This window comes from Sorangium sp. So ce1335 (assembly GCF_051521615.1).
Lineage (GTDB): Bacteria > Myxococcota_A > Polyangia > Polyangiales > Polyangiaceae > Sorangium.
The window spans coordinates 7814746-7841518 of record NZ_CP150363.1 but is presented as its reverse complement, the minus strand read 5'-3'; the positions used below and the strand labels follow the sequence as shown (position 1 = coordinate 7841518).

The 26773-nt window shown below is 72.7% G+C and carries 20 protein-coding genes; 10 read left to right on the top strand and 10 right to left on the bottom strand.

Annotation, left to right across the window (positions count from 1 at the left end):
- Window positions 1–89: 89 nt before the first annotated feature.
- From WMF24_RS28860 to WMF24_RS28850, 3 genes are read left to right on the top strand one after another with little or no spacing between them, the layout of a single operon-like run.
- On the top strand, window positions 90–1460 hold the full coding sequence (locus WMF24_RS28860) for an ABC transporter substrate-binding protein (RefSeq protein ID WP_437730627.1): 1371 nt from the start codon (window positions 90–92) through the stop codon (window positions 1458–1460).
- A complete protein-coding gene (locus WMF24_RS28855) occupies window positions 1457–2455 on the top strand; it encodes a carbohydrate ABC transporter permease (protein WP_437730626.1) in 999 nt (332 codons plus the stop codon). Before WMF24_RS28860 ends, WMF24_RS28855 begins: the two co-directional genes overlap by 4 nt.
- Window positions 2452–3336 (top strand): carbohydrate ABC transporter permease, encoded by an 885-nt coding sequence (locus WMF24_RS28850; RefSeq protein ID WP_437730625.1) that lies wholly within the window; start codon window positions 2452–2454, stop codon window positions 3334–3336. The genes WMF24_RS28855 and WMF24_RS28850 overlap by 4 nt, the downstream gene beginning before the upstream one ends.
- A 475-nt stretch (window positions 3337–3811) precedes the next feature.
- On the opposite strand, the gene WMF24_RS28845 is transcribed toward WMF24_RS28850, so the two are convergent.
- The 3 genes from WMF24_RS28845 to WMF24_RS28835 form a co-directional block, all read right to left on the bottom strand.
- The gene (locus tag WMF24_RS28845; RefSeq protein ID WP_437730624.1) at window positions 3812–4774 is read right to left on the bottom strand and encodes an MBL fold metallo-hydrolase; all 963 of its coding nucleotides are present in this window, start codon (window positions 4772–4774) and stop codon (window positions 3812–3814) included.
- Window positions 4775–4989: 215 nt separating this feature from the next.
- Window positions 4990–5961, bottom strand: a complete 972-nt coding sequence (locus WMF24_RS28840) for an aldo/keto reductase (RefSeq protein ID WP_437730623.1) — start codon at window positions 5959–5961, stop codon at window positions 4990–4992.
- Window positions 5958–6962 (bottom strand): LysR family transcriptional regulator, encoded by a 1005-nt coding sequence (locus tag WMF24_RS28835; protein WP_437730622.1) that lies wholly within the window; start codon window positions 6960–6962, stop codon window positions 5958–5960. Before WMF24_RS28835 ends, WMF24_RS28840 begins: the two co-directional genes overlap by 4 nt.
- A gap of 264 nt (window positions 6963–7226) precedes the next feature.
- On the opposite strand from WMF24_RS28835, the gene WMF24_RS28830 reads away from it, so the two are divergent.
- Entirely contained in the window at window positions 7227–7775 is a 549-nt protein-coding gene (locus WMF24_RS28830; RefSeq protein WP_437730621.1) for an ester cyclase, read from the top strand.
- Between the two features lie 76 nt (window positions 7776–7851).
- Here the strand turns inward: WMF24_RS28830 and WMF24_RS28825 are convergent, their stop codons facing one another.
- Window positions 7852–8613, bottom strand: coding sequence for an SDR family oxidoreductase (locus WMF24_RS28825; RefSeq protein ID WP_437730620.1), 762 nt, complete (start codon window positions 8611–8613; stop codon window positions 7852–7854).
- A 660-nt stretch (window positions 8614–9273) separates the two neighbouring features.
- Window positions 9274–9525: a hypothetical protein gene (locus WMF24_RS28820; protein ID WP_437730619.1), complete on the bottom strand. Its 252-nt coding sequence runs from the start codon at window positions 9523–9525 to the stop codon at window positions 9274–9276.
- 55 nt (window positions 9526–9580) lie between these two features.
- Here WMF24_RS28820 and WMF24_RS28815 point away from each other — a divergent pair, with 55 nt between their 5' ends.
- From WMF24_RS28815 to WMF24_RS28800, 4 genes are all read left to right on the top strand, one after another.
- Window positions 9581–9871, top strand: coding sequence for a hypothetical protein (locus WMF24_RS28815; protein ID WP_437730618.1), 291 nt, complete (start codon window positions 9581–9583; stop codon window positions 9869–9871).
- A gap of 188 nt (window positions 9872–10059) precedes the next feature.
- Window positions 10060–11193: an acyl-CoA dehydrogenase family protein gene (locus WMF24_RS28810; RefSeq protein ID WP_437730617.1), complete on the top strand. Its 1134-nt coding sequence runs from the start codon at window positions 10060–10062 to the stop codon at window positions 11191–11193.
- Between the two features lie 111 nt (window positions 11194–11304).
- Window positions 11305–11670 (top strand): hypothetical protein, encoded by a 366-nt coding sequence (locus WMF24_RS28805; RefSeq protein WP_437730616.1) that lies wholly within the window; start codon window positions 11305–11307, stop codon window positions 11668–11670.
- A gap of 12 nt (window positions 11671–11682) precedes the next feature.
- On the top strand, window positions 11683–12036 hold the full coding sequence (locus WMF24_RS28800) for a type II toxin-antitoxin system RelE/ParE family toxin (protein ID WP_437730615.1): 354 nt from the start codon (window positions 11683–11685) through the stop codon (window positions 12034–12036).
- 260 nt (window positions 12037–12296) lie between these two features.
- Here WMF24_RS28800 and WMF24_RS28795 read toward each other — a convergent pair whose 3' ends face one another.
- Entirely contained in the window at window positions 12297–14681 is a 2385-nt protein-coding gene (locus tag WMF24_RS28795) for a TonB-dependent receptor domain-containing protein (RefSeq protein WP_437730614.1), read from the bottom strand.
- A 916-nt stretch (window positions 14682–15597) separates the two neighbouring features.
- On the opposite strand from WMF24_RS28795, the gene WMF24_RS28790 reads away from it, so the two are divergent.
- Entirely contained in the window at window positions 15598–16773 is a 1176-nt protein-coding gene (locus WMF24_RS28790; protein WP_437730613.1) for a vWA domain-containing protein, read from the top strand.
- A gap of 128 nt (window positions 16774–16901) precedes the next feature.
- Here WMF24_RS28790 and WMF24_RS28785 read toward each other — a convergent pair whose 3' ends face one another.
- The gene (locus WMF24_RS28785) at window positions 16902–17390 is read right to left on the bottom strand and encodes an N-acetyltransferase family protein (protein ID WP_437730612.1); all 489 of its coding nucleotides are present in this window, start codon (window positions 17388–17390) and stop codon (window positions 16902–16904) included.
- A 396-nt stretch (window positions 17391–17786) separates the two neighbouring features.
- On the opposite strand from WMF24_RS28785, the gene WMF24_RS28780 reads away from it, so the two are divergent.
- A complete protein-coding gene (locus WMF24_RS28780; RefSeq protein WP_437730611.1) occupies window positions 17787–23339 on the top strand; it encodes a thrombospondin type 3 repeat-containing protein in 5553 nt (1850 codons plus the stop codon).
- Window positions 23340–23474: 135 nt separating this feature from the next.
- Here WMF24_RS28780 and WMF24_RS28775 read toward each other — a convergent pair whose 3' ends face one another.
- The 3 genes from WMF24_RS28775 to WMF24_RS28765 form a co-directional block, all read right to left on the bottom strand.
- A complete protein-coding gene (locus tag WMF24_RS28775) occupies window positions 23475–24440 on the bottom strand; it encodes a hypothetical protein (RefSeq protein WP_437730610.1) in 966 nt (321 codons plus the stop codon).
- A gap of 188 nt (window positions 24441–24628) precedes the next feature.
- On the bottom strand, window positions 24629–25570 hold the full coding sequence (locus WMF24_RS28770; protein WP_437730609.1) for a hypothetical protein: 942 nt from the start codon (window positions 25568–25570) through the stop codon (window positions 24629–24631).
- Window positions 25571–25818: 248 nt separating this feature from the next.
- Window positions 25819–26736, bottom strand: coding sequence for a hypothetical protein (locus WMF24_RS28765; RefSeq protein WP_437730608.1), 918 nt, complete (start codon window positions 26734–26736; stop codon window positions 25819–25821).
- Window positions 26737–26773: the final 37 nt, after the last annotated feature.

The window sequence follows — 26773 nt, the reverse complement described above, 5'->3', positions numbered from 1 at the left end:
GGACCTGGGGTGAGCCACGGCTCGGCCCGGTCGCAGGCCACGAGCCGAATGCGAACCCTCCGCGGCAAGAACACGTGAGCAGAGGGCACATGGAGAGGGCGCGAGCACCGGGGACGCAGGGAGATCCTGAGCGGCTTCCGGGCCGCCGCGAGCTCCTCGCCGGCGCGGCCGCTGCCGCGGGCCTGCTGCTGCTCGGCTGTCGCGGCGAGACGGTCGACGTGCGCGATCAGGCCGCGATCGCGGCCGGCGGCAGCCGGGGTTACGCCGGCCCCGCGCTCGATCTCGCGTTCTGGACGGGCTTCACCGGGGGCGACCGGGGGCCGATGGAGCGGCTGATCGCGCGCTTCAACCGCGAGCACGACAACATCACGGTGCGCATGAGCGTGGCGCGCTGGGGCGACTTCTATCAGAAGCTCCCGGCCGCGGTCGACAGCGGCCATGGCCCCGACGTGGCCGTCCTGCACGCCGATCAGCTCGCCACGGCGGCGGCCCACCGCACGATCCTCCCGCTCGACGACGTGACCGACGCGCTCGGCCTCGGCGCCGGCGACTTCTCCAGGACGCTCTGGGACGCGGGCGTCTTCCGGGGCCGCCGTTACGGCATTCCGCTCGATGTGCACCCCCTCGGGCTCTATTACAACCGCACCGTGCTGGCCGACGCCGGCATCGGCGATGAGGCGCTGCCGCGCTCCCGGCGCGACACCATGGCCGTCCTCGAGCAGCTCAAGGGGCGGGGGGTCCAGGGATCGTGGGTGTCGCCGGCCCTGTTCACCGGAGGGCTGATGTTCCAGTCGCTCCTGTGGCAGTTCGGGGGCGAGCTGTTCTCGGAGGACGGCGCCCGGGCCACGTTCGACTCCGAGGCCGGCGTCGAGGCGCTCTCCTTCATGCTCGAGCTGATCCAGCGGGGGTACAGCCCGCGCAACGTCGGCCAGGACGCGGACAGCATCGCCTTCACCAACAACCGGAACGCCTTCATCTGGAACGGCATCTGGATGCTCAACATCTACGGGTCGATCCCCGGGCTCCGGTGGGGCGTCCTCCCGGTGCCGACCATCGGCGCGGAGCGGGCGGTCTGGGCCAACTCGCACAACCTCGTGCTCCCGCGCCAGCCCGCGTCCGGCCAGGGCCGGCTGAAGGCCTCGGTGGTCTTCGTCGACTGGCTGAGCCGGCATTCCCTCGAGTGGGCGAGGGCCGGCATGGTGCCGGCGCGGCGTGAGGCCCGGGAGAGCGCCGCGTTCCGGCGCATGACGGAACAGGCGATCTTCGCCGAGCAGATCCCGGTCGTCCGGTTCCCGCCGGCGATCGCCGGGATCGACGCTGTGCGCGCGTCCACGCTCGATCTCGCGGTGAACGAGGCCGTGCTGCTGAGGGCCGCGCCGAGAGAGGCCCTCGGCCGCGCCGCCCGCGAGGCCGACGCGCTGCTCGCGGACAACCTGAGGAAGTTCGGGAGGACGCTGTGACCGCGGCCGACGTCCCCCTCGTCGAGCCCGGCCCCGCCGAGGCGGACGGCGGCCCAAAGAGCGCTGCTCCCGGCGCGCGCCGGCTGCGGCGCGACGTCGCGCGCCCGGGGTGGTGGGCTCCCTACCTGTTCCTCGCGCCGTACCTCGCGCTGTTCGGCCTCTTCGTCGTCGTGCCGATCGTCCTCGGCGTGTGGCTCAGCCTCCACGACTGGGACCCATTCCTGCCGACCCATCCCTGGGTGGGGCTCGACAACTACGCCGACCTGTTCCGGTCGGGCTCGCCGATCCGCGGCAATTTCTGGCGCGCGGTGCGGGCCACGGCCCTCTTCACGGCGCTGAGCGTGCCTGTCCTCGTGACACTCCCGCTGCTGCTCGCCCTCGCGCTCAACCAGCGCTTCCCCGGCCGCTCGTTCTTCCGGGCCATGTTCTTTGCGCCCTACGTGCTCGGCGTGGCGGTCGTGGCGCTCCTGTGGCGGATCCTGCTCGACCCCCACATCGGCGTGATCAACCACCTGCTCGGGAAGATGGGTTTGCCGTCGGACACGGGGTGGACAACGGCGGTCCCGTGGGTGTGGGTCTCGCTGGTGGGGATGACGGTGTGGTGGACGCTCGGCTACAACGCGGTGATTTACCTGGCCGGCCTGCAGAACATCCATCGTGAGCTCTACGACGCCGCGCGCATCGACGGCGCGAGCCGCTGGCAGCAGTTCCGTCACGTCACCGTGCCGGGGCTCAGGCCGGTGTTCGTGTTCGTCGTGACGATGACCGTCCTCGCGTCGGCCAACATGTTCGGGCAGGCGTACCTCGTCACCGGGGGCGGGCCGGGGAGCGAGACGCGCACGACGATCATGTACATCGCCGAGGAGGGGTTCCGGAACTTCCGGCTCGGCTCCGCGGCGGCGATGAGCTACGTGCAGGCGTTGCTGCTCGCGCTCGTGAACCTCGGCATGCTCCTCCTGTTCTTCGGCCGGGGCCGCGGCGAGGAGGGCCCGTGAGCCGTCAGCCGTCCGCGCCCATCGCGCTGCTCGCCGGGGGCTGCCCTGTCCGCCGGCGGAAGGTCGGGAGGGCCCTGTCGTATGCCGCGCTGATCGCGCTCGCGGTGGTCTATCTCGCCCCGGTGATCTGGATGGCGCTCACGTCGCTGAAGGCGCCGCACGAGGCGACGGCCGTGCCGCCCACGCTGCTGCCCGCGCGGGTGACGGTGGAGAGCTACGCGGCGTTCGCGGGCGCGAGCGCGCAGGCGCCGGTGCTCCGCTGGTTCCTGAACAGCGTGCTGGCCGCGGTGGCCCACGCGCTGCTCGTGATCGCCACGGCGGCGCCTGCGGCCTACGCGCTCGCGCGCATGGAGTTCCGCGGCAAGCGGCTCGTGCTCGCGGCGATCGTCGCCACGCTGTTCATCCCGCCGATCGTGTTCCTGCCGTCGAACTACCTGATCGTCAGGGCCTTCGGCTGGCTCGACAGCCTCACGGCGCTCGTCGTGCCGCCGGCCGCCTCGGCGTTCGGCGTGTTCTTCCTGCGGCAGTTCTTCCTCGGTCTCCCGCGCGAGCTCGAGGAGGCGGCGGCGCTCGACGGCGCCAGCCGGCTGGTCGTGTTCTGGAAGATCGTGCTGCCGCTGTCGAAGCCGGCCCTGGCCACGCTGGCCGTGCTCAGCCTGCTGAGCAACTGGAACGACTTCCTCTGGCCGATCTACGTGCTGTTCAACCCGGAGAAGCTCACGCTGTCGCCCGGCCTCGCGCTGCTGCAAGCGGCGCACTCCACCGATTACGCGCTCGTGACGGCGGGCGCGGTGGTGGCGAGCGCCCCGATCCTCGCGGTGTTCATCGCGGCGCAGCGGTACGTCATCGAGGGTGTCGCCCGCACCGGCCTGAAGGGGTGATGCCGTGCGACGTGGGCTCGACGGCGGCGCGGTGGAATGGACATTGTCTGTCCGTGGACGCCCGTTGCGTCGCTTGACCCGGAGTCGCTCTCGGGGGAAACTCTCTGTCCACGGCGGCTGGCGGCGCCCCTTGCGCGCGGCCTCGTGCCGCGTTGTCCGGGCCTGTCCATGGTTTCATGAGGGAAGAAACCACAGAGGGCACGGAGGGCACAGAGGAAGAAAGACTCTGGTCCCTCATCCTCTGTGCTCTCCATGCCTCTGTGGTTCGTCCCCTTCTCCGTCGCTCCGTCGCGGAGCCGGGGGCGAGCCCGGGCGACGCGGTAGACGGACGCCGCGAATCGCCTGTCACCATGGACGAGCGGCGTGCTCTTGGCTTATCTTCTCTTCTTCCCCGTCGTTTCCCCTCGTTCCCCCTCGTTCCCCCTCGTTCCCCTTGCCATGGTGACCGGATGACGATCGTCTTTTTCTGGCTCCTTCAGCGCGGCCTCCGCGCGAGCTCGGCCATGAGGCCGAAGATCTCGAGCAGGCCGGGCGGGGCCAGCTTTCCGCCGCTGAACTCGCGGTAGAGGGTGTGCACGTTCACCGCGATGCGCTCGGCGTCGCTCCAGCGCGCGTACTCGCCGAGCGCGATGTCGCGCGCGGCGTCGGTCGGGGACATGCCGGCGTCGTAGCGGCGGCGCGCCTCGTCGCGGATGTACACGAGGTAATCGCGGACCGCGCGCACGCCCCTCTGATCCGTGAGGGGGCCGTGCCCGGGCACGATGACGTCGACGTCGGCCGCGAGGATTGTATCGCAGGCCTTGATCCAGTTGCCGACGGGCCCCTCCCACATGATCGGCGTCACGTCGATGAAGAGGACATCGCCCGTGTAGATCACGCGATCTGCGGGCACGTGCACCAGCAGATCGCCCTTCGTGTGCGAGGGGCCGACCTCGAGGAGGCGGACCTCCTTGGACCCGACAGCGAGCGTCAGCTCTCCATCGAAGACCCGGGTGGGCGCGGTGGGGGCGATGCCGTCGAAATCGAAGGCGCCGAAGCAATGGAGGAGGTAATCGCCCAGCGGGCCGGCGGCGCCGCTGCGCGCCTGTCGCATGATCGCGGCGAGCACCGGCGCGGGGATCTCGTCCATCTCGGCGGCGCTGGCGCGCGTGGCGACGATCGTCGCGCCGTCGACGAGCGCGTTGCCGTAGCAATGGTCGCCGTTCGCGTGGGTGTTGACGACGGTGCCTATCCGCGCCGCGGCGGGGGTCGCCGCGCGCATGGCGTCGAGCATCTCGCGCGTGCGCTTCAGGTCGAAGAGCGTGTCCACGAGGAGCGCCTCGCCGTCCGACGTGACGAGCCCCGCATTGCTGAGCCCCCAGGTGCCCGCCGGCTGAAGGTAGGCGAAGCAGCCGTTGCCGACGTCGTGCAGCCCCTGTTCATAGCGCCGTTGGCCCATGAGATCTCCCCTCGTGCCCGAGCGTCCCCCGACGCGTGATGGGACCTCGGAGCGTAGGGCACCGGCCGGCCGACCTGGAATCGAAATCGACCCATCGGGCGGTGTTGTTCACTCGTGGTGTCGGGCGCGGGCTTGCGGGCGCGGAGGGCGCGGCAGGCAAGGGCGGGGGTGGCCCGGGCGGCTCTCGCGAGCGCCGAGCGCCACCCGGGGCGCGGCTACCAGGCGTACGCCTCCGGCGCCTCGCCGCCGGGGCCGGGGAAGATCTCGTCGAGGCGCTTCATGTGCTCCGGCGTCAGCTTGATCTCCAGCGCGCGGAGGCTGCCGTCGAGCTGCTCTGCGGTGCGCGGGCCGATGATGGGCGACGTCACGACGGGGTTCTTGAGCAGCCAGGCCAGGGCCACGTCGGCGGGCTTCTCGCCGAGGTCGGCGCAGAACGCCTCGTAGGCCTCCAGCTTCGGGCGGGCCTTCTCGATGCGGGCCTGGGCGTCGGCGGAGGCGCGGCGGCCCTCGCGCGCCTTCTGGAGGGCGCCGCCGAGCAGGCCGCCGGCGAGCGGGCTCCAGGGCAGCACGCCGAGCCCGAACGCGCGGCACGCGGGCAGGACCTCGAGCTCGACGGTGCGCGCGTCGAGGTTGTACAGGCTCTGCTCCGACACGAGGCCGAGGAAGTGCCGCTGCGCCGCGAGGCCGTTCGCCTGCGCTATCTGCCAGCCGGCGAAGTTGCTGCTGCCCACGTAGAGGACCTTCCCCTCGCGGACGAGCTGCTCCATCGCCTGCCAGATCTCGTCCCAGGGCGTCTCCCTGTCGATGTGGTGCATCTGGTAGAGATCGATATGGTCCGTCTGCATGCGGCGCAGGCTCCCCTCGCAGGCGCGCCGGATGTGATAGGCCGAGAGGTGCCTGTCGTTCGGCCCCTCGCCCATGGTGCCATAGACCTTCGTGGCGAGGACGATGCGATCCCGCCGCCCGCCGCCCTGCGCGAGCCAGCGGCCGATGATCTGCTCGGTGATCCCCTCTCCGCGCTTCCGGCCGTACACGTTGGCCGTGTCGAAGAAGTTGATCCCGTGCTCGAGGGCCCGGTCCATGATCGCGAAGCTGTCCGGCTCGCTGGTCTCCGGGCCGAAGTTCATCGTGCCGAGGCAGAGTGGGCTGACCTTCAGGCCAGTGCGTCCAAGATTTCGGTAGTTCATGGCGACCGGAGGGTAGCAAGCCGGCGCGCCCCGTGGTCCATGCGCGGACGCTGAACGCGCTGTAAGGTTTCGCCGGAGCCGCGCGGCGCGGCGGCGGCGAGCACCGCGGCCTCGTGCGCGGCGAAGCGCTGCTGGAGGAAGTCGATGAACAGCCGCGCCCGGGCGGGCAGGAAGCGCCGGCTCGGGTAGAGGACGTTCACGGCCGAGCTCGGCGCGGGCAGGTCGGTCAAGAGCGGCACGAGGCGGCCGGCCTCGATGTCCGCGGCGACGTCCCAGATCGACTTGAAGGCGAGGCCGTGGCCGGCGACGGCCCAGTCGCGCACGAGGTCGCCGCTGTCGGCCACGAGCTGGCCCGCGGGGCGGACGGTGTGGAGCCCCCGCGCGGTGCGGAAGGTCCACGCGAGCGGGCGCATGCCCGGGCGCTGCAGCACGATGCAGGCGTGCCCGTCGAGGTCCGCGGGCGCGCGCGGCCACCCGCGCCGCTCGAGGTAGGCCGGCGCGCCGCAGAGCACGCGGCGGCTCCGGGCCAGCCGGCGCGCGACGAGGCGCGCGTCGGCCAGCGCGCCGATGCGCACGGCCACGTCGACGCCGGCCTCGAACAGGTCGACGACGCGGTCGGAGAGGCTCACGCGCACGCCGAGCTGCGGGTGCATCGCCGCGAAGTCCGCCGCGGCCGGCCCGACCCACTGCCGGCCCAGGTCGACCGGCGCCGAGACGTGCAGCAGGCCGCGCGCCTCGGCCTGGCCGGCCGAGACCGCGAGCTCGGCCTCGCTCACGTCGGCGAGGATGGCGACGCAGCGCTCGTGGTAGGTCGCGCCCTCGCCGGTGAGCGTGAGGCGCCGAGAGCTGCGCTGGAGGAGGCGCACGCCGAGCGCCGTCTCGAGCCGCGTCATGCGCTTGCTCGCCACGGCCGGCGAGACCCCGAGCTCGCGCCCCGCCGCCGAGAGGCTGCCGCGCGCGACGGCGCACACGAACAGCCGCATGTCCTCGAGCTCCACCATCGCTCATGCCCCGCGCGAATCCGGCGCGATCTCGGCGCCAGGGCGCAGGGTAGCGGCGCGGCCCGGCATCTTCAACTTTTTCGAAAAGCTGATTGCGCGAGCGCGGTCGTTCTCATCCGTCGTGGAAAGGATCAAGGTGGTCCTGTCGCCGCGCGGGGCGGTCTCGCGCTCCGCGGCGCGGCGTTCTCCAGCGCTGCCGGCGCCGCCCTCCCGCGCGTGCGCGGTGGCCGGCCGTCCAACCTCGTTGTCCCAGGGAGACATGTCATGAGAAAGCCCATCCTGATCAGCGCCCTTTCCCTCTCGCTCTTCGTCGCCGCGAGCGCCTGCTACGTGCAGGGCGCCGACGCGGAGGACCTGCCCGCGCCGCGGTCGACGGTCGTCGACGCGAGCCTCTCGAAGGCGCAGGCCGACGCGGAGATCCTGGCGGCGCGGCGCTTCTACGCGTTCTGGAACACAGGCGAGACGCGCTACCTCGACGCGGCGATCGCGCCGACCTTCACCGACCGCACCTTGCCGAAGGGGCGTCCGCAGGGGCCGCCCGGGCCGGCGTTCGCGTCGAAGAGCTTCCGCGCCGCGGTGCCGGACCTGAGCTGCGAGGTGGAGCAGCTCCTCGTCGCCGGCGACCGCGTGGTGGCGCACCTGCGCTTCCGGGGCCATTTCACGGGCACGTTCGGCGACAGGAAGGGCGCCGGGCAGGCCATCGACTTCATCGCCACCGACATCCTGCGCGTGCAGGACGGCCGCATCACCGACAACTGGCACATCGAGGACAACCTGACGCTGTTTCAGCAGCTCGGCGTCGTGGCGCAGTAGCGGAGCCGCGCTGCGCGGAGCGCGACGGGGCCCCGGCCGGCGGGGGAGGGCGCCGCGCGAGGGTGGGTGTCGCGCGCTACGTGAGCGAGACGCCCCCCTCGACGGCAAAGGCGCTTCCGGTGATGAAGGACGCCTCTTCGCTCGCGAGGAAGATGGCCGCGCCCGCGATCTCGTCGGGCGCCGCGACGCGCTTCATGGCGTGGAGCTGCGCGGCGGCGCCGCGCCTCTCGTCGGTGTCGTTCCAGAGCCGGAACATCGGCGTGTCGACGCCCCCGACGATGAGCACGTTGGCGCGGACGCCCTGGGTGGCGTACTCGGCGGCGGCGGTGCGGGTCAGGCCGATGAGGCCGGTCTTGGCGGCGGCGTATCCGGCCGTCCCGGGGAGCGCCTTCGTGTACCCGACGAAGGTGCCGACGTTGATGACGCTGCCGCCGCCCGACCTCAGCATCGCGCTGATCTGGTGCTTCGTCGACAGGAACGCGCTCACCAGGTATCCATCGAGCCAGTCGCGGAAGTCGCGCTCCTCGAGCTGGTGCGTCAGCGCGCCGCCGAAGGTTCCGCCCGCGGCGTTGAACCCGATGTCGAGCCGGCCGAACCTCTCCAGGGTGAAGTCGACGAGCTGCCTGACGTCGCCCTCCCTTGTGACGTCGGCGGTGCACGCGAGCGCCTGCCCGCCTGCCTTGGCCGCGGCCTGCACCGTGGCCTCGAGCTCCGCTGTGCGCCGTCCGGCGGCGACGATCTTCGCGCCCTCGCGCGCGAGCGCCACCGCCGTCGCCCGCCCGATACCCGAGCTCGCGCCCGTCACGATGCCCACCTTGCCTTCGAGTCGCCTGGTCATGGTTCGCTCTCTTTCCTGTTGAACTGCTGTTGAACTGGTCCGTTCATCCGTTCACCGACGGCAACGGAACGTCGGCGCGCAGCCGTCGAACGACGGCCGCCCCGATCGCGACGCCGTCGCGCAGGGCGGCGTCGCTCGTGATGTGCGCGGCCTTCGCCGTCAGGCCTGCGGCTCATGAGGGAAGCTAGCTATCGCCGGTGCGCGCCGCACTCCGGATCTTGCTCTGGAATCATTCGATCTTCGCCCTCGCCGGGCAGCGGCGCTGGAGGTGTCGTGGAGAGCCCCCGCTGGGCGCCAGTCCGCCGCTTGCTCGCGTCGCGGCGGGGTCCTGGAGAAAAGGAACCACAGAGGGCACAGAGGGGAGAAACAATTCTCTTCTCTCTCGCCTCTGTGCCTCTGTGGTTCGGATCCTCTCTTCGCTCTCCCCTGGGGGTGCGGCGAAGCTCGCGGGCCTCGTCAGCGGCCTGCTCCTGGAAGGGCTGATGCCGCGCCCGGAGGCGCCTGCTCCGCCGGCCCCGCCGCCGTCCAGCGCAGGGGCAGCGGGAGCGGGGCGGAGGGCGCGGCGGACGCGCGCATGACGAGGGCGCCGCGGCTCACGTTGCCAAGCGTGGCTGGTGAATCACGAGCTCTCGCTGGGGGACGGGACTCCCACGAGCGGCCTCATGGTGTTTCGATTGTCAGCGTGCCACGCTCGCCGCCATGCCCTCCATGGCCCACGAGGTCCTCGTCGATCTGTTCAAGAGCCGCCCTTCCCTCGGCGCCGAGCTCCTGTCCGAAGCGCTCGGCGTCGCGCTCCCTTCCTACACCGAAGCGCGCCTCGTCTCGATCGATCTGACCAAGATCCAGCCGACCGAGTACCGCGCCGATCTTGTTGTACTCCTGCTCGACGACGATGTTCCGAGCGGGGTGCACATCGTCGGCAGTCGCGGGGCTCGGGGACGAACGCGCCAGATTCTACGGCGATCTCGTGCTAAACTCCTTGAACGAGGCGGCCCGGCGGGCGCTGGAGGCGATGGTGAAGGGTTACGAGTTCCAGAGCGATTTCGCGAAGAAGTACGTCGCGCTGGGGCGAGACGAGGGGCTCCGCGAGACTCGTGCGCGCGACGTGCTCACGGTGCTCCGTGCTCGCGGCATCGCGGTGTCGGATGCGGCACGTGAGCGTATCCTCGCGGAGAACGATCCGGAGCGGCTCGAGCGCTGGCTGGAGAAGGCCGCTGTCGCCGAGTCCATCGCCGAGTTCCTCGACGAGCCAAGCTGAGCTGCCCCTGGTGGAGGGGCCGACGAACAAGAGCTGGCTTGCCGACGCGCGGCGGGCTGCGAGCTCCCACGCGTGCGCAGCAGAAGCCCCGTCCGGTGGGGCCCCGGCCATCTTCGCCACCAACGCCGCTCCGTGCTGGGGGCACGACGCTCGCCGCGCCGTAAGCCGCGGCGGAATACACTCATCGCATGTCCGCCCCATCGCCCACCCCGCCCGCCGCGGCCGACCCCGGCGCGCTGCTCGAGCGCGCCCGCCGGGTCGCGGCGCTCGTTCTCGCGCCGGCGGCGAGCGCCACCGATCAGGCCGAGGCGGTTCCCCGCGAGCACATCCGCGCGCTCGCGGACGCCGGTCTCCTCGGCATCGCGACGCCCGCGCGCCACGGCGGCCAGGGCGCCCCGGCGCGGGTGGCGCGCGAGGTCCTCGAGATCCTCGCCGGCGCCTGCGGGGTGACAGCGTTCGTCCAGATGCAGCACGCCACCGCCGCGTGCTCGCTCATCGCGCGCGGCGACAACGAGGCGCTCAAGGAGCGCGTCCTGCCTCGCCTCGCCGCCGGCGAGCGCTTCTGCACCGTGGGCTTCTCGCACGTCCGCCGGCCGGGGCCGCCGATGGTCCGCGTCGAGCCCGACGGCGACGCGGTTCGCCTCGACGGCACCGTGCCCTGGTTGACCGGCCACGGGATCGCCGACGACGCGGTGATCGCGGGCGCGCTCCCCGACGGCCGCCTGATGTACGTGCTGACGCCGCTCTGGGCGGGGGATGCCATCGAGCCGTCGCCGCCGCTCCGCCTCAGCGCGATGAACGCCTCGGCCACGGTGTCGCTGACGCTGCGCGGCCTGCGCGTCGGCGCCGAGCAGGTGATCGTCACCGCGACGCGCGAGCAGCAGGCCGCCCGCGACGTGGCGGGCCTGCTGACGCCGTCGGCGCTCTCCCTGGGCGTTGCCGGGGCCGCCGCGGCGCTCCTCGCGGAGCTGGCCGGGCGCCGCGGCAGCGCGCACCTGGCCGGCGCCGCGCGGTCCCTCGAGGGCGAGCGGGACGACGCCCGCGCCGAGGTCGAGGCCTGGGCCGACCGGCCGGAAGCGGAAGGGTATGGCGAGCACGCGGTGCGCGTCCGCGCCTGGTGCATCGAGCTGGGCGTGCGGGCCGCGCACGCGGCGGTCGCGGCGACGGGCGGCAGCGCCAACCTGCTCGACAACGCCGCGCAGCGCCTCGTCCGCGAGGCGATGCTCTACTCGCTCACGGCCCAGACGCGCGACCTGCAGACCGCGACGGTGCAGCGGCTGCTCGACCGAGGCGGCGGCGCGACGGACCGCGCGCGGTCGTGAGGGCGGACCCGCGGGGCGCCCGACCCCGGTTGAACGGGGCAACCGACCCACGTATCCGCCCGGTTGCACGGGGTAGTGGATTTCACTATTCTGTTTCGGCGAGGAGCAGCGATGAAGGGAACGGGCGCAGCGAGGCGGGGCCGGGGCGCGGACGGTGGTCCGGCGCAGCGTGGCCGCGACGAGGACAGCGGTCCGGTCAGCGTGGTGCTCCCGGCTGATCTCCGGGCGCGGGTCCAGGCCGAGGCGAAGAAGCGGGGCCTCAAGGTCTCCCCGGCGATCCGTGTGCTCCTCAGCGAGCGTGTGCAGGAGCTCGATGACGCAGAGCAGCTCAGCCGCGCGGAGGAGTGGCAGCGCGCTCAGGTCTGGGCGGTCTGGGAGCGGATGAAGGCGGGAGAGCACGATGAGGCGTCGCGCCAGGAGATCGACGCCGTCTTCGACGAGGCGCTCCGTGGCGCCCGTCGCTCCGGCGCCCGCTAGGTCGCGGCTCGCATGGCCCGGCGCGTCCGTTTCCGCCGGGAGTTCGCCCGCGATCTAGAAGCCCAGGTGCGCTGGCTTCAGGAGAACCGCGGGGTCGAGTGGGTCGAGCGCCTGCGAGTCGGCCTCGATGAGGCGATCGAGCTCGTCTCCCGGTTCCCCGCGATCGGACCCGCCGAGGCAAAGAACGACGAGGAGGGGGCCGTTGTCCGCAAGCTGCTCCTCCGCAGGCTTCCCTACGTCGTATGGTACTTTGCGGATGTCTCCGATCCTGGATCGGACATCTGGCTGTTGCGCTTTTTCCACGCGCGCCAGGAGCGGCCACCGGCCGAGGCCGGTCTCGCCGCACGGAGGCGGCGGAAACGATGATGTGCTCGTCCAGGGCTCGAGGGCCCGCCGGGAGCGGCGGGTCACGGCGAGCACACGGTCCGTAGCGGCAGAAGTGCACGCAGCATCATCCTGGCTTCGCGGCGCCCCGACCCAGGTTGGGGCAACCCCTAGGTTGGGGCAACCCCTCCTGGCTTCGGTGGGCGAGGCTGCCTCGCGACCCGGCGCCGCCGGCGCGAGGGACACGGCGGGATGCTTCCACGAGCGCCGCCGCGGCGTCCAGTGAGCGCGCGGGCGGGGCGTCAGAACCCGCCCTCCAGCCCGAGGATCGGGGCGGTCACTGGCCCGATCTCCTCGGGCTCGCACGGCTCGAACGCGTCGCAGACCACGGGGACGTACTCCTTCGACAGCGTTGCGTTGAGCACGTCGAGCACGATCGCCAGCCAGCCGGTCTCTCCGATGGACCAGCGCTTCTCCAGGCGGACGTCGACGCGAAGGAACGGCGGCAGCCGCTCCCATCGGGGCGGGCTGGCGGCGGTGGGCTCCGGGCCTCCGGGGACGCCGCTGCCCGGCGGGGGGATCGAGCCGTCCGACTTCCTGTGCGGGAGCCCGGAGTAGAAGACGGCGCGCCCGCCGGCCCGGTACCCGCGGCCGAGATCGTAGGTCAGGGCGAGGTTCGCAACGTGGGTCCGGTCGACCGCGGTGACCTGCGTTGTCCGGCCGAAGCTGCGCGTGGAGCGGGACAGCGTGTATGACGCGAATCCGCCGATGCGCCGGGTGAGCCGTCGGCGGGCGGACAGCTCCACGCCGGTCGCGGCGCCGAGCGCGCGTCCCGTCAAGGCGTCCTCGGTCATGTCGAGCCCTGCGGCGCCGAGCGCGTCGGTCATGTTGAAGAACGCGTTGTGGAACACCGTGGCCGACGCGGTGATGTCCTCCGGCAGCTCGAGCTCGACGCCGACGCTCGACTGGAAGCTCCGCTGGAGCCCGTCGCCGAGGCGCGGGCGGAAGCCGGGGATCGGCACGAGGAAGCTGGGCATCTGGGAGGCGAGGCCGTGCGCCTGCACGAACGTCACGCCGGGCGCCAGGGAGAGCCGCGCGGAGAGGCGCGGATCGACGGCGAGCGCGACCGCGTCGTCCGAGCTGTAGAGATCGAGCCGGAGCCCCGGGGTGACGCGCAGGCGCGGCGTGACGGCGATGTCGGACTCGATGTAACCGCCCACGGTGACGTCGTGGCGGGTCGAGAAGAGGTCGGGAAAGGGATTGCCGTTGTCCTGCTCGACGCCGCCCGGGGGAGGATCGACCTCGGTCCTGAGAACGAACGAGTTGCCGTCGAGCACGGCGTCGATGCCGGCGCGGATCGGGGTCTCGTCGCGCAGGCGATGATCGAGCGCGAGGCGCGCGCCGAGGCTCCGGGTGAGGGCCTTCTCGCCGCCTCCGATACCCGTCTCGTCGTGGCCGAGCGTCAGGGCGGCGCGCAGCGCGCTGCCAGCGCCATAGGCATGGTCGTACCGGAGATCGAGCCGGTGAAAGGTCGTGTCGAAGAGGGTGGTCCTCTCGCGGCGCTCCTCCTCGGCGAGGTAGTCGCGGGCGCCGAACGCGAAGAGGCTCAACCGGCCTCCCGGGACGACGTCGTAGGAGAGCCGGGCCTGGTAGTCCCAGTAGTCGAGCACGACGCCGGGCGCGGCGAGCGAGAAGAGCAGCGCCGTGTAGGAGTAGCGGCCGCCGACGAGCGCGACGCCGCGGCCGCCGGCGAAGGGGCCCTCGACGAGCCCGCCCACGTCGAGGAGCCGGAGCGTGCCCTCGCCGTGCCAGTCCGGGAGCGGCGGCGTCGTCTCGCCGGCGACGATGCCGCCGGCGTACCGGCCGTGGCGCGCGGGGTAGCCGCCGGGGTAGAGGTCGACGCGGTCCACGATGCCGGGGTGGATCACCGAGGGGCCGAGGCCGAGGTGATAGAGGTAGGGGACGCGGATGCCGTCGAGGAAGTAACCGACGTTGCCCGGCGGCGAGCCGCGGACGTAGAAGAACGGCAGCCCCGAGACGATGGGGGTCACCCCGGGGAGCATCTCGATGGCGCGGTAGGGGTCGCCGAACGCGCCGGGGACGAGCCGGACCTCGCCGCGGCTCAGGGTGGAGACGCCGGGCGGCGCCAGCTCGCCGCGGACGGTGACCTCGAGGGGAGGCGGCTGGCCCGGGGGCGGGGTGGGGGCCGCGGGGGCGGGGGCCGCGGGGGCGGGGGAGGGGGCGGGGGCCGCGGGGGAGGGCGCCGCGGGGGCGGGGGAGGGCGTCGCGGGCGGCGAGGCCTCGGTGAAGTGGACCTCGACGCGGATCCTGGCGGCCATGGGCGCGCCGTTCCTGGTGGCCGGCGCGAAGCGGAACGACGTCGCGGCGGCGATGGCGGCCGACGCGAACGGCTCGGGCCCCTCCTCGGCGACAGCGGAGCGAACGGTCCCGTCCGCGTTGACGGTGAGGAGGAGGCGGACCGTCGCGGAGCCGTGCGCCCCGTCAGGGTAGCCGGCGGCGAGCGGCGTGAGCGGCGCCGGCGGGACGAGCCCCTCGGCCGGCGGCGCGTCGCGGGATGGCGCCGCCGAGGGGGCCTCGTGGGCCGGCGGCGTGCCCTGCGGCGGTGGCTCGGGCGCGGCGGCGGCGCCGCACGGCGCGAGCGCGCTCGCGACAAGCGCGGCGGCCATGGCTGCCCGCACGTGGACCAGCGCCGCGCAGCGGACGGGCGGCGGGCCCGAGTACGGCGCAGGGAGGCGTGGGGATGAGGGGGCGGAAACCATCGGGCTGTTCACGGGCGCGGCGTTCTGGCGGGTCTCCGGAGCGGCTCTTTGTGCAGCGGGATCGTTCGGGCCGGCTCACCTGTGCCTGCATGCTGCCGGGGCAGGATATCCTTCGCCAGTTCGTGCACTTTCGTCGGCGACCCCGGGCCGGGAGGTCAGGATCCTGGAACCCAGGGCTTGCCGGGGAGGCGTGTGCTTCGGCCAGGTGGCGGCGCCATGGCGGCCGCGGCCGCGCCCAACCTGGGTCGGGATGCCCAACCTGGGTCGGGCGCCCAACCTGGGTCGGGATGCCTAACCTGGGTCGGGATGCCCAACCTGGGTCGGGATGCCTAACCTGGGTCGGGATGCCCAACCTGGGTCGGGTGCCCAACCTGGGTCGGGATGCCCAACCTGGGTCGGGTGGTCGGCGGGATGCTCAACCTGGGTCGGGGTGCTCAACCTGGGTCGGGATGCCCAACCTGGGTCGGGGGGTCCAGGGTCGGGGTGCTCAACCTGGGTCGGGGGGTCCAACCTGGGTCGGGGGGTCCAGGGTCGGGGTGCTCAACCTGGGTCGGGTGCCCAACCTGGGTCGGGGTGTTCAACCTGGGTCGGGATACCCAACGTGGGTCGGCCAGGTGCCCAGGGTCGGGTGCCCAACCTGGGTCGGGCCGTCGCCTAGCCGCCGGGATCGCGGTCCGGCGCGTCGTGGCACACGACGCTCCACGGGCGGCCACGATAGCGCCGGAAATCGCGCGGTTCGGGCCCGGTACGCGCCATGCATGGTGGCACACCCGGCCGCGTCTCGCGACAGCTCGTGAAGACCCACGCCGGCCAAGGAGACCCGATGCGTACCCGTTTCCACTTCGCTTTCACGATGGGGTGCCTCCTCGCGCTCGGGGCGTGCTCCGACGGATCGAGCTCCGGCAACCTCGGCGACGGCGAGATCCCGGGGAGCGGCGCCGGCTTCGATCACGACGGCGCCGGCGCACCCTCTGCGGAAGCCGATATCCCGGATGGCGGCGATCCCGCGGGCGGCGCCTCCGCCCCCGGCTCGGGCACCGGCGGCGGCGGCGGCGTCGGAGGGGCAGGCGGCGGCGGAGGCGGCGGAGGCAGCGGCGGCGGCGTCCAGCCGGGCACGCTCACGGCCGGCGTCTGGGACGACAACCGCAACTTCGACTTCTTCCTCTCGTACCGGAGCGGCCTCTACGCGCAGCAGCTCCCGGGCCTCTTGCCCTTCACCGAGGCCGACCACCAGGCCGCGCACAGCCTCTTCGCGGCGCCGCCAGGGGAGAGGGAGACGCTCGACGTCTCGCTCATCATCGACACGACCGGCAGCATGGGCGACGAGATCACGTACCTCCAGACGGAGTTCATCGCGCTCTCCGACGCGATCTTCGCCCGCTACCCGAACGCCGCGCAGCGCTGGTCGCTCGTCGTCTACAAGGACACCGAGGACGACTACGTCGTCCGGTGGTTCGACTTCCGCGACGATCCCGTCGAGTTCCAGCAGAAGCTCGCCGCGCAGGCCGCCGACGGCGGCGGCGACTTCCCGGAGGCGCCCGACATGGCGCTCTCCACCGCGTCCGACCTCTCCTGGCGCACGGACGACGCCACCGCGCGCCTCGCCTTCTGGGTCGCGGACGCGCCCCACCACGACGACAACGCGTCGGCCATGGCCGACGGGATACAGGCCCTCAAGGATCGCGGGGTGCACGTCTATCCCGTCGCGTCGAGCGGCGTGGACGAGCTCACCGAGATCACCATGCGCTCGGCCGCGCAGCTGACCGGCGGCCGGTACCTCTTCTTGACGGACGACTCCGGCGTCGGCGGCGCCCACAAGGAGCCGACGATCCCCTGCTATTACGTGACAAAGCTCGATCGCGCGATCCTGCGCATGGTCGACGTCGAGCTCTCCGGCGTCTACCGCGAGCCGGAGCCGTCCGAGATCCTCCGCACCGGCGGCGATCCCCTGGAGGGCGCGTGCGCGCTCTCGTCGGGCGTCGAGGTCCTCGCGTATTGAGCTGACGCCGCCGATCGCCCTTACCACGACGGCGCCGGCGGCCCGCGCGCCCCCAGCGGTCGGTCGAGCGCCGCCACCTGGGCGCGCTCGACCGATCGCCGCGCCGGCAGCACGGGCGCGGCGGCGCGCTACCGCGAGGGGGCCTCGGTCAGCGGCAGCTCCATCACCACCTCGTCCCCGCTCATCTGGCCATTCGGGCGGAAGCCCAGGCTGCGGTAGAACGGCTCGGGGCTCCCGGGGCCCGGCACGTAGGACAGCAGCAGCGACGTGAAAAGCCCCTTGCGCCGCGCGTGCTCGATGACGAGCAGCATCGCCGCCCGGCCGACGCCGCGCCGCTGGAAGCGCTTGTCGATCATGAAGCGCCACACGGCGATCTCGGGCTTCTCCGGCGGCGGGGAGTCCAGCGAGTGGTCTTCCAGCAGGACGAAGCCCGCGGGCTCGTCACCGCAGTAGATGGCGCGGAACCAGGCCTCCGGCGCGAAATGCGCCTGGGCGAGCGAGACCGCGTTGGTCGCGACATAGCGCTTCTGGTCCTCGGCCACGGAGAGCTCGAGGATGGCGTCGAGGTTGTCGCGGGTGATCGCGCGCAGGGAAACGGGGGGCGTGTCGTCAGGCATGGTGTTGTCTCGAGAGGAGCAAGCGCTGAACCGGGGCTGCCAGCGTGGAGCTCGATGGCCGTGCCTTCACGGCCGTTGTCGCGCGGGCAGGGTACCACAGGCGGGAGAGGCGTTGCTCCCCGCGGCGGGCAGGGCAGCGGCGCGCTCCGGGGCAGCCGTCCCCGCCGCGGCCGTCCCTGGCGTCCAGCCCCCCTCGACGCCGGCGACGGAGCGGGGCCGCCTTCGCTCCACAGCCTCCACGGCCTTCGGGCTCGGATCGCCCCGCGCGTCGTGAATGTGCTGCGCGGGGACCGCATCAGACGCGGAGACACGCGCGGCGGGAGCGCCGCGGGGGGGCCGGGCGGCATGGCTGCCCGGTGGATGCACGGGTCTCTCCGGGCCTCGGAGGTCGAGACGATGGATTCCCATTCAAGGCGAGCCCGCGCGCCGCACGGGCAGCCCGGCGGCCGGGCTTTCGTCCGCGCGGAGCGCGCCGCGCTCGTCACGCTCTTGCTGATGAGCCTCGCGATCGTCGCGGGCTGCGCCGGCGCGGATCCCGAGCGCGGCGCTCGCGAGGACACGCAGCAGGCCGAGCTCCCGCTGCCGACGAGCTCGATGGGCGTCGCGCGCGCGAGGCACACGGCGACGCGGCTCCTCGACGGCCGGGTCCTCGTCGCCGGAGGCCAGCTCGACGAGGGCGGGAGCTCCCTCACGGGTCCCCACGCGTCCGCGGAGCTCTACGATCCCGCGACGGAGCTCTGGACGCCCGCGGCGTCGATGGGCACGCTGCGCAGCCGCCACACCGCGACGCTGCTCACCGACGGCCGGGTCCTCGTCATCGGGGGAATGAAGAGGTGGACGCAGCACGACGTGCTCGCCGCCGCCGAGCTGTACGATCCGGCGGCGAACGTCTGGACGCCCGTCGCGCCGATGGGGGACCGCCGCGTCGGGCACACGGCCACCCGGCTCGCGGACGGCAGGGTCCTCGTCGCCGGGGGGCGAGTCGCCCCCTACGGCGATGGCCTCCTGGCCACGTGCGAGATCTACGACCCGGCGACCGGCGCGTGGAGCCCCGCGAGCTCGATGCGAAGTCCGCGCGGAGGCCACGCTGCCGTGCTGCTGGACGACGGCAAGGTGCTCGTGGCCGGCGGAGGCTCCGCCGAGGTCTACGACCCCGCGACGGGCACCTGGTCCACCACGGCGCCCATGGTCGACGGCCGCCACGCGAGCGAGGCCACGCGGCTCCCTGACGGCAAGGTGCTCGTCACCGGCGACGTGGATACGGGCGGCTGGGGCGGGACGGGCGGGGGCGAGCGCGCCCAGGTCTACGACCCCGCGACGGGCACCTGGACCGCGGCGCCGGGCCTGCCGCTCCCTCCCCCACCGGGAGACTACGCGAGCATGGGCATCGACGGCCACCGCGCCGCGCTGCTCCCGAACGGCCGCGTCCTCGTGACGGGGGGGTACGAGCTGCTGGACGCGTACTGCTTCGATTTCCGGTACGTGGACTGCGTGGGCGAGGATATCGCCGTCTTCCACGGCGCCCGGACGTACGACCCGGCGACGGGAGGCTGGAGCCCGGAAGCGAGGCGCGGGGTGCGTGCCTACCACACGGTGACGCCGCTCCTCGACGGCAGGGTCCTCCTCGCGGGAGGGTACGACCGCCGCGGCGAAGGCTCGTCCAACGTCGGCCCGCTAGCGACCGCCTCCGCCGCGTTCTACACGGCGGAGGGCGTGCCCGGCGATCGCTGCAGCGCCGCGGCGGAGTGCGACAACGGCTTCTGCGTCGACGGCTTCTGCTGCAACACGGCCTGCGAAGGAGAGTGCAAGGCCTGCTCGGTCGCCGCCGGTGGGGGGCGGGACGGCTACTGCTCACCGCTCACCGGCACGACCTGCGACGACGGCAACGCCTGCACCGGGGCCGACGCGTGTCAGGCGGGCACCTGCGCCGGCGCGCCGCTGGGCGACGGCACCGCCTGCGACGACGGCAACGCCTGCACGGGGGCCGACGCCTGCCAGGCGGGCACCTGCGCCGGCGCGCCGCTGGGCGACGGCGCGGCGTGCGACGACGGAGACGCCTGCACCCGGACCGACGCCTGCCAGGCGGGCGCCTGCGTGGGCGCGGATCCGGTCGTCTGCGCCGGGCAGAGCGGCTGTCTCGTCGGGGCCTGCGATCCCACGTCCGGCGCCTGCATCGACGCGCTCGTCCCCGGCGGCACGGCGTGCGACGACGGCGACCCCTGCACCCTGGATGACGGCTGTCAGGCGGGCGCCTGCGCCGGCACGCCGGACCGTGACCGCGACGGAGATGCCGTCTGCGATGCCGTGGACAACTGCGTCTGGCCCTCCAATCCGGGCCAGGAGGACGGCGACGGCGACGGCCACGGCGACGCGTGCGACACCTGCGCTGGCAGGGGAGACCGCGATTCGGACGGCGACGGCCTCTGCGACGACGCGGACAACTGCCCTCATTACGGGTCGCAGTACCCGGGCCAGGAGGACGCGGACGGGGACGGCCACGGCGACCTCTGCGACAACTGCCCCGCCGTGCCGAACCCCGACCAGGCCGACGCCGACTGGAACGGCATCGGCGACGCGTGCGACGCCTGCTGGGCCGCCGGATCGCGGGACCATGACCGCGACGGCGCTTGCGACGAGGCGGATAGCTGCCCCCTCGTGACGAACCCGGGTCAGGAGGACGCGGACGGGGACGGCCACGGCGACCTCTGCGACAACTGCCCTGGCGCGCCGAACCCCGACCAGGCCGACGCCGACTGGAACAGCATCGGCGACGCGTGCGACGCCTGCTGGGCCGCCGGATCGCGGGACGAGGATCGCGACGGCATCTGCGACGACACGGACAACTGCGTCTGGCCCGGGAACCCTGGCCAGGAGGACGCCGACGGGGACGGCCACGGCGACGCCTGCGACTGGTGCGCTGGACCGGGGGCTCAGGACCACGACGCCGACGGGATCTGCGATGAGCACGACAACTGCGCCTCGGCCCCGAACCCTGGCCAGGAGGACGCCGACGGAGACGGCCACGGCGATTCGTGCGATCGCTGCGCGGGCCCGGGGACCAACGACCTCGATGGCGATGGGATCTGCGATGAGTCCGACAACTGCCCCTTGTACTTCCCCAATCCCGGGCAGGAGGACACGGACGGCGACGGCGTCGGTGACGCCTGCGACCCCTGCGCGGGCCCGGGGACCAGCGATCTCGATGGCGATGGCATCTGCGATGAGGTGGACAACTGCCCCTCCTCGGGTGCGCCCAACCCGGGGCAGGAGGACACGGACGGCGACGGGCACGGCGATGCGTGCGACCAGTGCGCTGGCGTCGGGGCCAGGGACTGGGACGGCGACGGTGCCTGCGACGAGGTCGACAACTGCGATCGCTACAACCCGGGGCAGGAAGACACGGACGGCGACGGCCGCGCCGACGCCTGCGACAACTGCCCGGGCGCGCCGAACCCCGGTCAGGCGGACTTCAACGGAAACGGCCAGGGGGATGCGTGCGATCTCTGCTGGGACTCATCGGATCACGATCGCGACGAGGTCTGCGACGACATCGACAACTGCCCAGGGAGCCCCAACCCGCGGCAGGGCGACGCCGATGGCGACGGCGCCGGCGACGCGTGCGATCGCTGCGCCGGGGTCGGGGCCTCGGATGAGGACGGCGATGGCGTCTGCAACGGCGTCGACAACTGCTCTCAAGAGGCGTATCCGGGCGGGCCGGACACCTACAACCCGGGCCAGGAGGACACCGATGGGGATGGCTTCGCCGATCTCTGCGACAATTGTCCCGACGTGGCGAACCCCGACCAGGCGAACGCCGACTGGATGGGCCCCGGCGACGCGTGCGACACGTGCTGGCGGACAGGCTCTTCGAATGGCGACATGGACGAGCTCTGCGACGACGCGGACAACTGTCTCTATGTTGCCAACCCCGGTCAGGAAGACAGCGACGGCGACGGCTTCGGCGACGCTTGCGACGCCTGCGCCGGGCCGGGCACCAGCGACGGCGACGGCGATGGGGTTTGCCACGAGCACGACAACTGCCCCACGGGCTGGAACCCGGACCAGGCGGACGACGACGGGGATGGAGTCCCGGAGGCGTGCGACATCTGCCCGTTCCTCGCGGACCCCGACCAGGCGGACGCTGACGGGAACGGCATCGGCGACGCGTGCGACGCCTGCGTGGCCGGAGGGGGCAGCGACCGGGATGGCGACGGCGTTTGCGATGGCGACGACAACTGCCCGGAGGTGCGCAACATCGACCAGCACGACGTCGACGGCGATGGGGTCGGCGATGCGTGCGATCCGATCTGCGGCGCCGCCATCGACAACGGGGTCGTGCAGGTCGGGGTGAGCTGCGCGGGGAACGTCGGGTTCCGCGCGCGCGAATGGACGGGGGTGTGGGGAGAGAGAGAGGTCGGCCTTCGTTATCTCCCCACGGGCAACAACGCGATGTACGCCGAGCTCGGGTACGAGGGCTGGGGCGTAGCGGACGGCGACTCCGGGGCGCGCGGCTTCACGGCGAGCTACAATGCCGGATTCGAGCCGCCGCTCCAGCTCTCGATGGAACGCTTCGAGGCCACACCGACCACCGCGGTCTCGACCGTGCGCTTCGGCTCGACCTTCCTCGTCACGCACGAGTTCCGCCCGTCGGAGCGCACGCCCGCGCTCTACGAGATCGCTGTCCGGGTGGAGAACATCGGCGCGAGCCCGGTGAATCTGCTGTACCGGCGCACCCTGGTGTGGTCCGTCGAGCCGGCGGCCATCCCGTCCACGCAGTTTGTCACGATCGACCCTGGGACGTCCTCCACGCTCATCCGCACCGATGCGTATCCCTACATTGGAGGCGATCTCTCCCGGATGACGATGCACCGTCCAGGGCCGGTGGTCGACGTGGGGCCCGAAGAGCTGGGCTCGACCTTCGACTTCGACTTCGGCACGCTGGAGCCTGGCGGCGCCCGGTCGTTCCGGGTGTTCTACGGCGCGGCGGGGACCGAGGCAGACGCGCTGGAGGCGCTCTCCGCCGTGGGCGCCGAGGCGCACGCGCTCGCCCAACCCTACGTTCCCGGCGGCGCGGAGACCGGCAGTCCGAACACGTTCATCGTCGCCTTCGCGGACGGCGAGGGTAGTGGTGGAGAGGGAGGCAGCGGCGGCAGCGGGAACAGCGGTGGAGGCGGTGATGGTAGCGGCAGCGGCGCCAGCGGCGGCGGCGAGGGAGGCAGCGGCGGCGGCGAGGGAGGCAGCGGCGGCGGCGAGGGAGGCAGCGGCGGCGGCAGCGGCGGCGAGGGAGGCAGCGGCGGCAGCGGCGGCAGCGGCGGCGGCGGCAGCGGCGGCGGCGGCAGCGGCAGCGGCGGCGGCGGCGGCGCCAGCGGCGGCGGCAGCGACGGCGGCGCCAGCGGCGGCGGCCCGGCGTGCGAGGCGCAAGGCGCGTGCGAGACGGCGTGCGTCACCGTGCAGCCTGGCGATGCCGGCGAGGTCGCCGATGCCGTGATCTGGGAGGCTCATCCCCGCCACAACGATGGCCGCAGCAACTACATCGCGTCGGGCCTCGCCGGCGGAGCCGAAAAGCAGGCGCTGTTCCGCTTCTCGCTCGACGCGATCCCCGGGGGAGCCAGCGTCGTCTCGGCCCGGTTCGGCGCGCGCGCGTTCAGCTCCGGAGAGCAGATCGTCCTGGCGCACCGGATCACCGCCCCGTGGGACGAGCAGACCGTCACGTGGCAGAGCTTCGCCGCGAGCTACGATGAGCACGTGGAGGCGACGCTCGCCGGCGCCGGGAGCGACGCGGTGACGGTCGACCTGACCGAGCTCGTGCAGGCCTGGGTCGACGGCGCCCACGACAACCACGGCTTCCTCCTCGAGCAGGCGCTCACCGGGAAGACGTCATATCGCTCGCGCGAGCACCCGAGCGCCGGCGACCGCCCCTGGCTCGACGTCTGCTACGTCATGCCGTGAGCTCGGCCCCCGGGGAGCCGATGCCTGGTGGCGGTTGGCCGGGCCTTGCTCCCGGCCCGCACCAGGTTCGATGGCTGCACATCCCAGCGCACGTCAGCGGTCACGCGTCCGTGAGCGCCATCCGCGAGCGGGAGCTCACGAGGGGCGAATCGGCTCCGCGAGCCAGCGAGTCAGCGCCTCGCGGTCGAGATCGAGCAAGGCATCCTCTACCTCGCCGGGACCGAGCGCGCGGGCGCGCTCGACGATCGCGCGCTCCTCTTCTGCGGTGGGTTGTCGCCCGATCCGTCGCGCGAAGAGGCGGCCGAGTAGCTCCGCGATAGCCTTTTGCTTCCCGCGCTCCTCGCCTCGTTCCTCCCCGCGCTGTTCCCCTCGTTCCTCGCCTCGTCGCTCGGCCTCGATGATCATCTCCCCGATGATCGGCGTGCGCCGGAGCAGCCCCTCTTCCTTGTCCTCGACCATGATGACCAGCTCCTTCCACAGAGGATGCCCCCAGGGATCGACGGTCGCCATCACCAGCAGCGCCGTGTACAGCTCGGCCCGTTCCTCGGCGCTGGCTGCCCGGGCGTGGATCTCGGCGATGATCTCCCGCAGCGCCGTGGCGGTCGCGTCGCGGGCGAGCGGGGCGAACACCAGCCAGAGCACGCTGCCGCGCGCCCGCAGCTCGCCGATGGTGCGCTGGTAAACGGCGTCGACGCGGAAGTGCACGCCGCTGAATGGCCGCCCCGGCCAGGCGATACGGCGCTTACCCGTCGCCGGCAAGCGCCGTTTGGGCCCGGAGAGTACCACGGCGACGCTCTCGATCGGCGGCACCGGCGCGCCGGGGGCTTCGATGCGGAGCGCGGCGAAGAGGAAGCCGATGTACTCGAAGACGCGATCCGGGACATCGTCGCGGAGCGCGAAGCAGAACTCGACGTGGAGCACGCGCGGCTCGCCGTCGACGCGCAGGCGCAGGGCCTTGTCGAGGCGGCGCTCGATGCTCGTGACCTGGCTGTCGACCCAGCCGAGGACCTCGACGGGGTGGCCCTCGGGGACGAAGGCGCGCACAAGGTCCTCGGGGCGCCTGCGGGCGAGGTGGCGCAAGGTGATGTCGGCGTCTCCCATGGGCGGCGCCCACGGCAGATCGTGTACCAGGGAATGAGGAGGCCAAAACCAGGGGATTTCCGGGTGAGACGCGGCGTGGGGCAGGTGGCGGCGCCATGGCGGGTGGCGGCCTCGGGGGGCGCGGGCTCCTCGAGGAGCCCTGGGAGGGCCGGGCGGCAGCGCGCGTGAGCGCCACCCGCGACGGGAGCTCACGAGGGGCGAATCGGCTCCGCGAGCCAGCGAACCAGCGTCTCGCGGTCGAGATCGAGCAAGGCATCCTCGACCTCGCCGGGCCCGAGCGCGCGGGCTCGCTCGACGATGGAGCGCTCCTCTTCTGCGGTGGGTCGTCGCCCGATCCGTCGCGCGAGGAGACGACCGAGCAGCTCCGCGATGGCCTGTTGCTTCCCGCGCTCCTCGCCTCGTTGCTCCCCTCGTCGCTCGGCCTCGATGATCATCTCTCCGATGATCGGCGTGCGCCGGAGCAGCCCCTCTTCCTTGTCCTCGACCATGATGACCAGCTCCTTCCACAGAGTATGCCCCCAGGGATCGACGGTCGCCATCACCAGCAGGGCCGTGTACAGCTCGGCCCGTTCCTCGGCGCTCGCTGCGCTTGCGTCGATCTCCGCGACGATCTCCCGAAGCGCCGCGGCGGTCGCGTCGCGGGCGAGCGGGGCGAACACCTGCCAGAGGACGCTGCCGCGTGCCCGCAGCTCGCCGATGGTGCGCTGGTAGACGGCGTCGACGCGGAAGTGCACGCCGCTGAATGGCCGCCCCGGCCAGGCGATACGGCGCTTACCCGTCGCCGGCAAGCGCCGTTTGGGACCGGAGAGGACCACGGCGACGCTCTCGATCGGCGGCACGGGCGCGCCGGGGGCTTCGATGCGGAGCGCGGCGAACAGGAAGCCGATGTACTCGAAGACGCGATCCGGGACGTCGTCGCGGAGCGCGAAGCAGAACTCGACGTGGAGCACGCGCGGCTCGTCGTCGACGCGCAGGCGGAGGGCCTTGTCGAGGCGGCGCTCGATGCTCGTGAGCTGGCTGTCGACCCAGCCGAGGACCTCGACGGGGTGGCCCTCGGGGACGAAGGCGCGCACAAGGTCCTCGGGGCGCCTGCGGGCGAGGTGGCGCAAGGTGATGTCGGCGTCTCCCATGGGAGGCGCCCACGGCAGATCGCGTGCCAGGGGATCAGGAGACCAAGATCAGTGGATTTCCGGGTGAGACGCGGTGTGGGGCAGGTGGCGGCGCCATGGCGGATGGCGGCCTCGCGATGCGCGGGGGCTCCGCGAGGAGCCCTGGGAGGGGCCCAGGCGGCAACGCGCGTGGCGCGCCAAGGGCGGCCAACCTGGGTTGCGTCGCTCCGGCGGTCAGGCGCGTGTGAGCGCCATCCGCCAGCGGGAGCTCACGAGGGGCGAATCGGCTCCGCGAGCCAGCGAGTCAGCGCCTCGCGGTCGAGATCGAGCAAGGCATCCTCGACCTCGCCTGGACCGAGCGCGCGGGCTCGCTCGACGATCGAGCGCTCCTCTTCCACGGTCGGTCGTCGCCCGAGCCGCCGTGCGAAGAGGCGGCCGAGCAACTCTGCGATCGCCTTCTGTTCCCCTCGTTGCTCGGCCTCGATGATCATCTCCCCGATGATCGGCGTGCGCCGGAGCAGCCCTTCTTCCTTGTCCTCGACCATGATGACCAGCTCCTTCCACAGAGTATGCCCCCAGGGGTCGATGGCCGCCATCACCAGCAGCGCCGTGTACAGCTCGGCCCGTTCCTCGGCGCTCGCTGCGCCCGCGTCGATCTCGGCGACAATCTCCCGCAGCGCCGCCGCGGTCGCGTCACGGGCGAGCGGGGCGAACACCAGCCAGAGGACGCTGCCGCGCGCCCGCAGCTCGCCGATGGTGCGCTGGTAGACGGCGTCGACGCGGAAGTGCACGCCGCTGAATGGCCGCCCCGGCCAGGCGATACGGCGCTTACCCGTCGCCGGCAAGCGCCGTTTGGGACCGGAGAGGACCACGGCGACGCTCTCGATCGGCGGCACGGGCGCGCCGGGGGCTTCGATGCGGAGCGCGGCGAACAGGAAGCCGATGTACTCGAAGACGCGATCCGGGACGTCGTCGCGGAGCGCGAAGCAGAACTCGACGTGGAGCACGCGCGGCTCGCCGTCGACGCGCAGGCGCAGGGCCTTGTCGAGGCGGCGCTCGATGCTCGTGACCTGGCTGTCGACCCAGCCGAGGACCTCGACGGGGTGGCCCTCGGGGACGAAGGCGCGCACAAGGTCCTCGGGGCGCCTGCGGGCGAGGTGGCGCAAGGTGATGTCGGCGTCTCCCATGCCGGGCGCCCACGGCAGATCGCGTACCAGGGAGTCA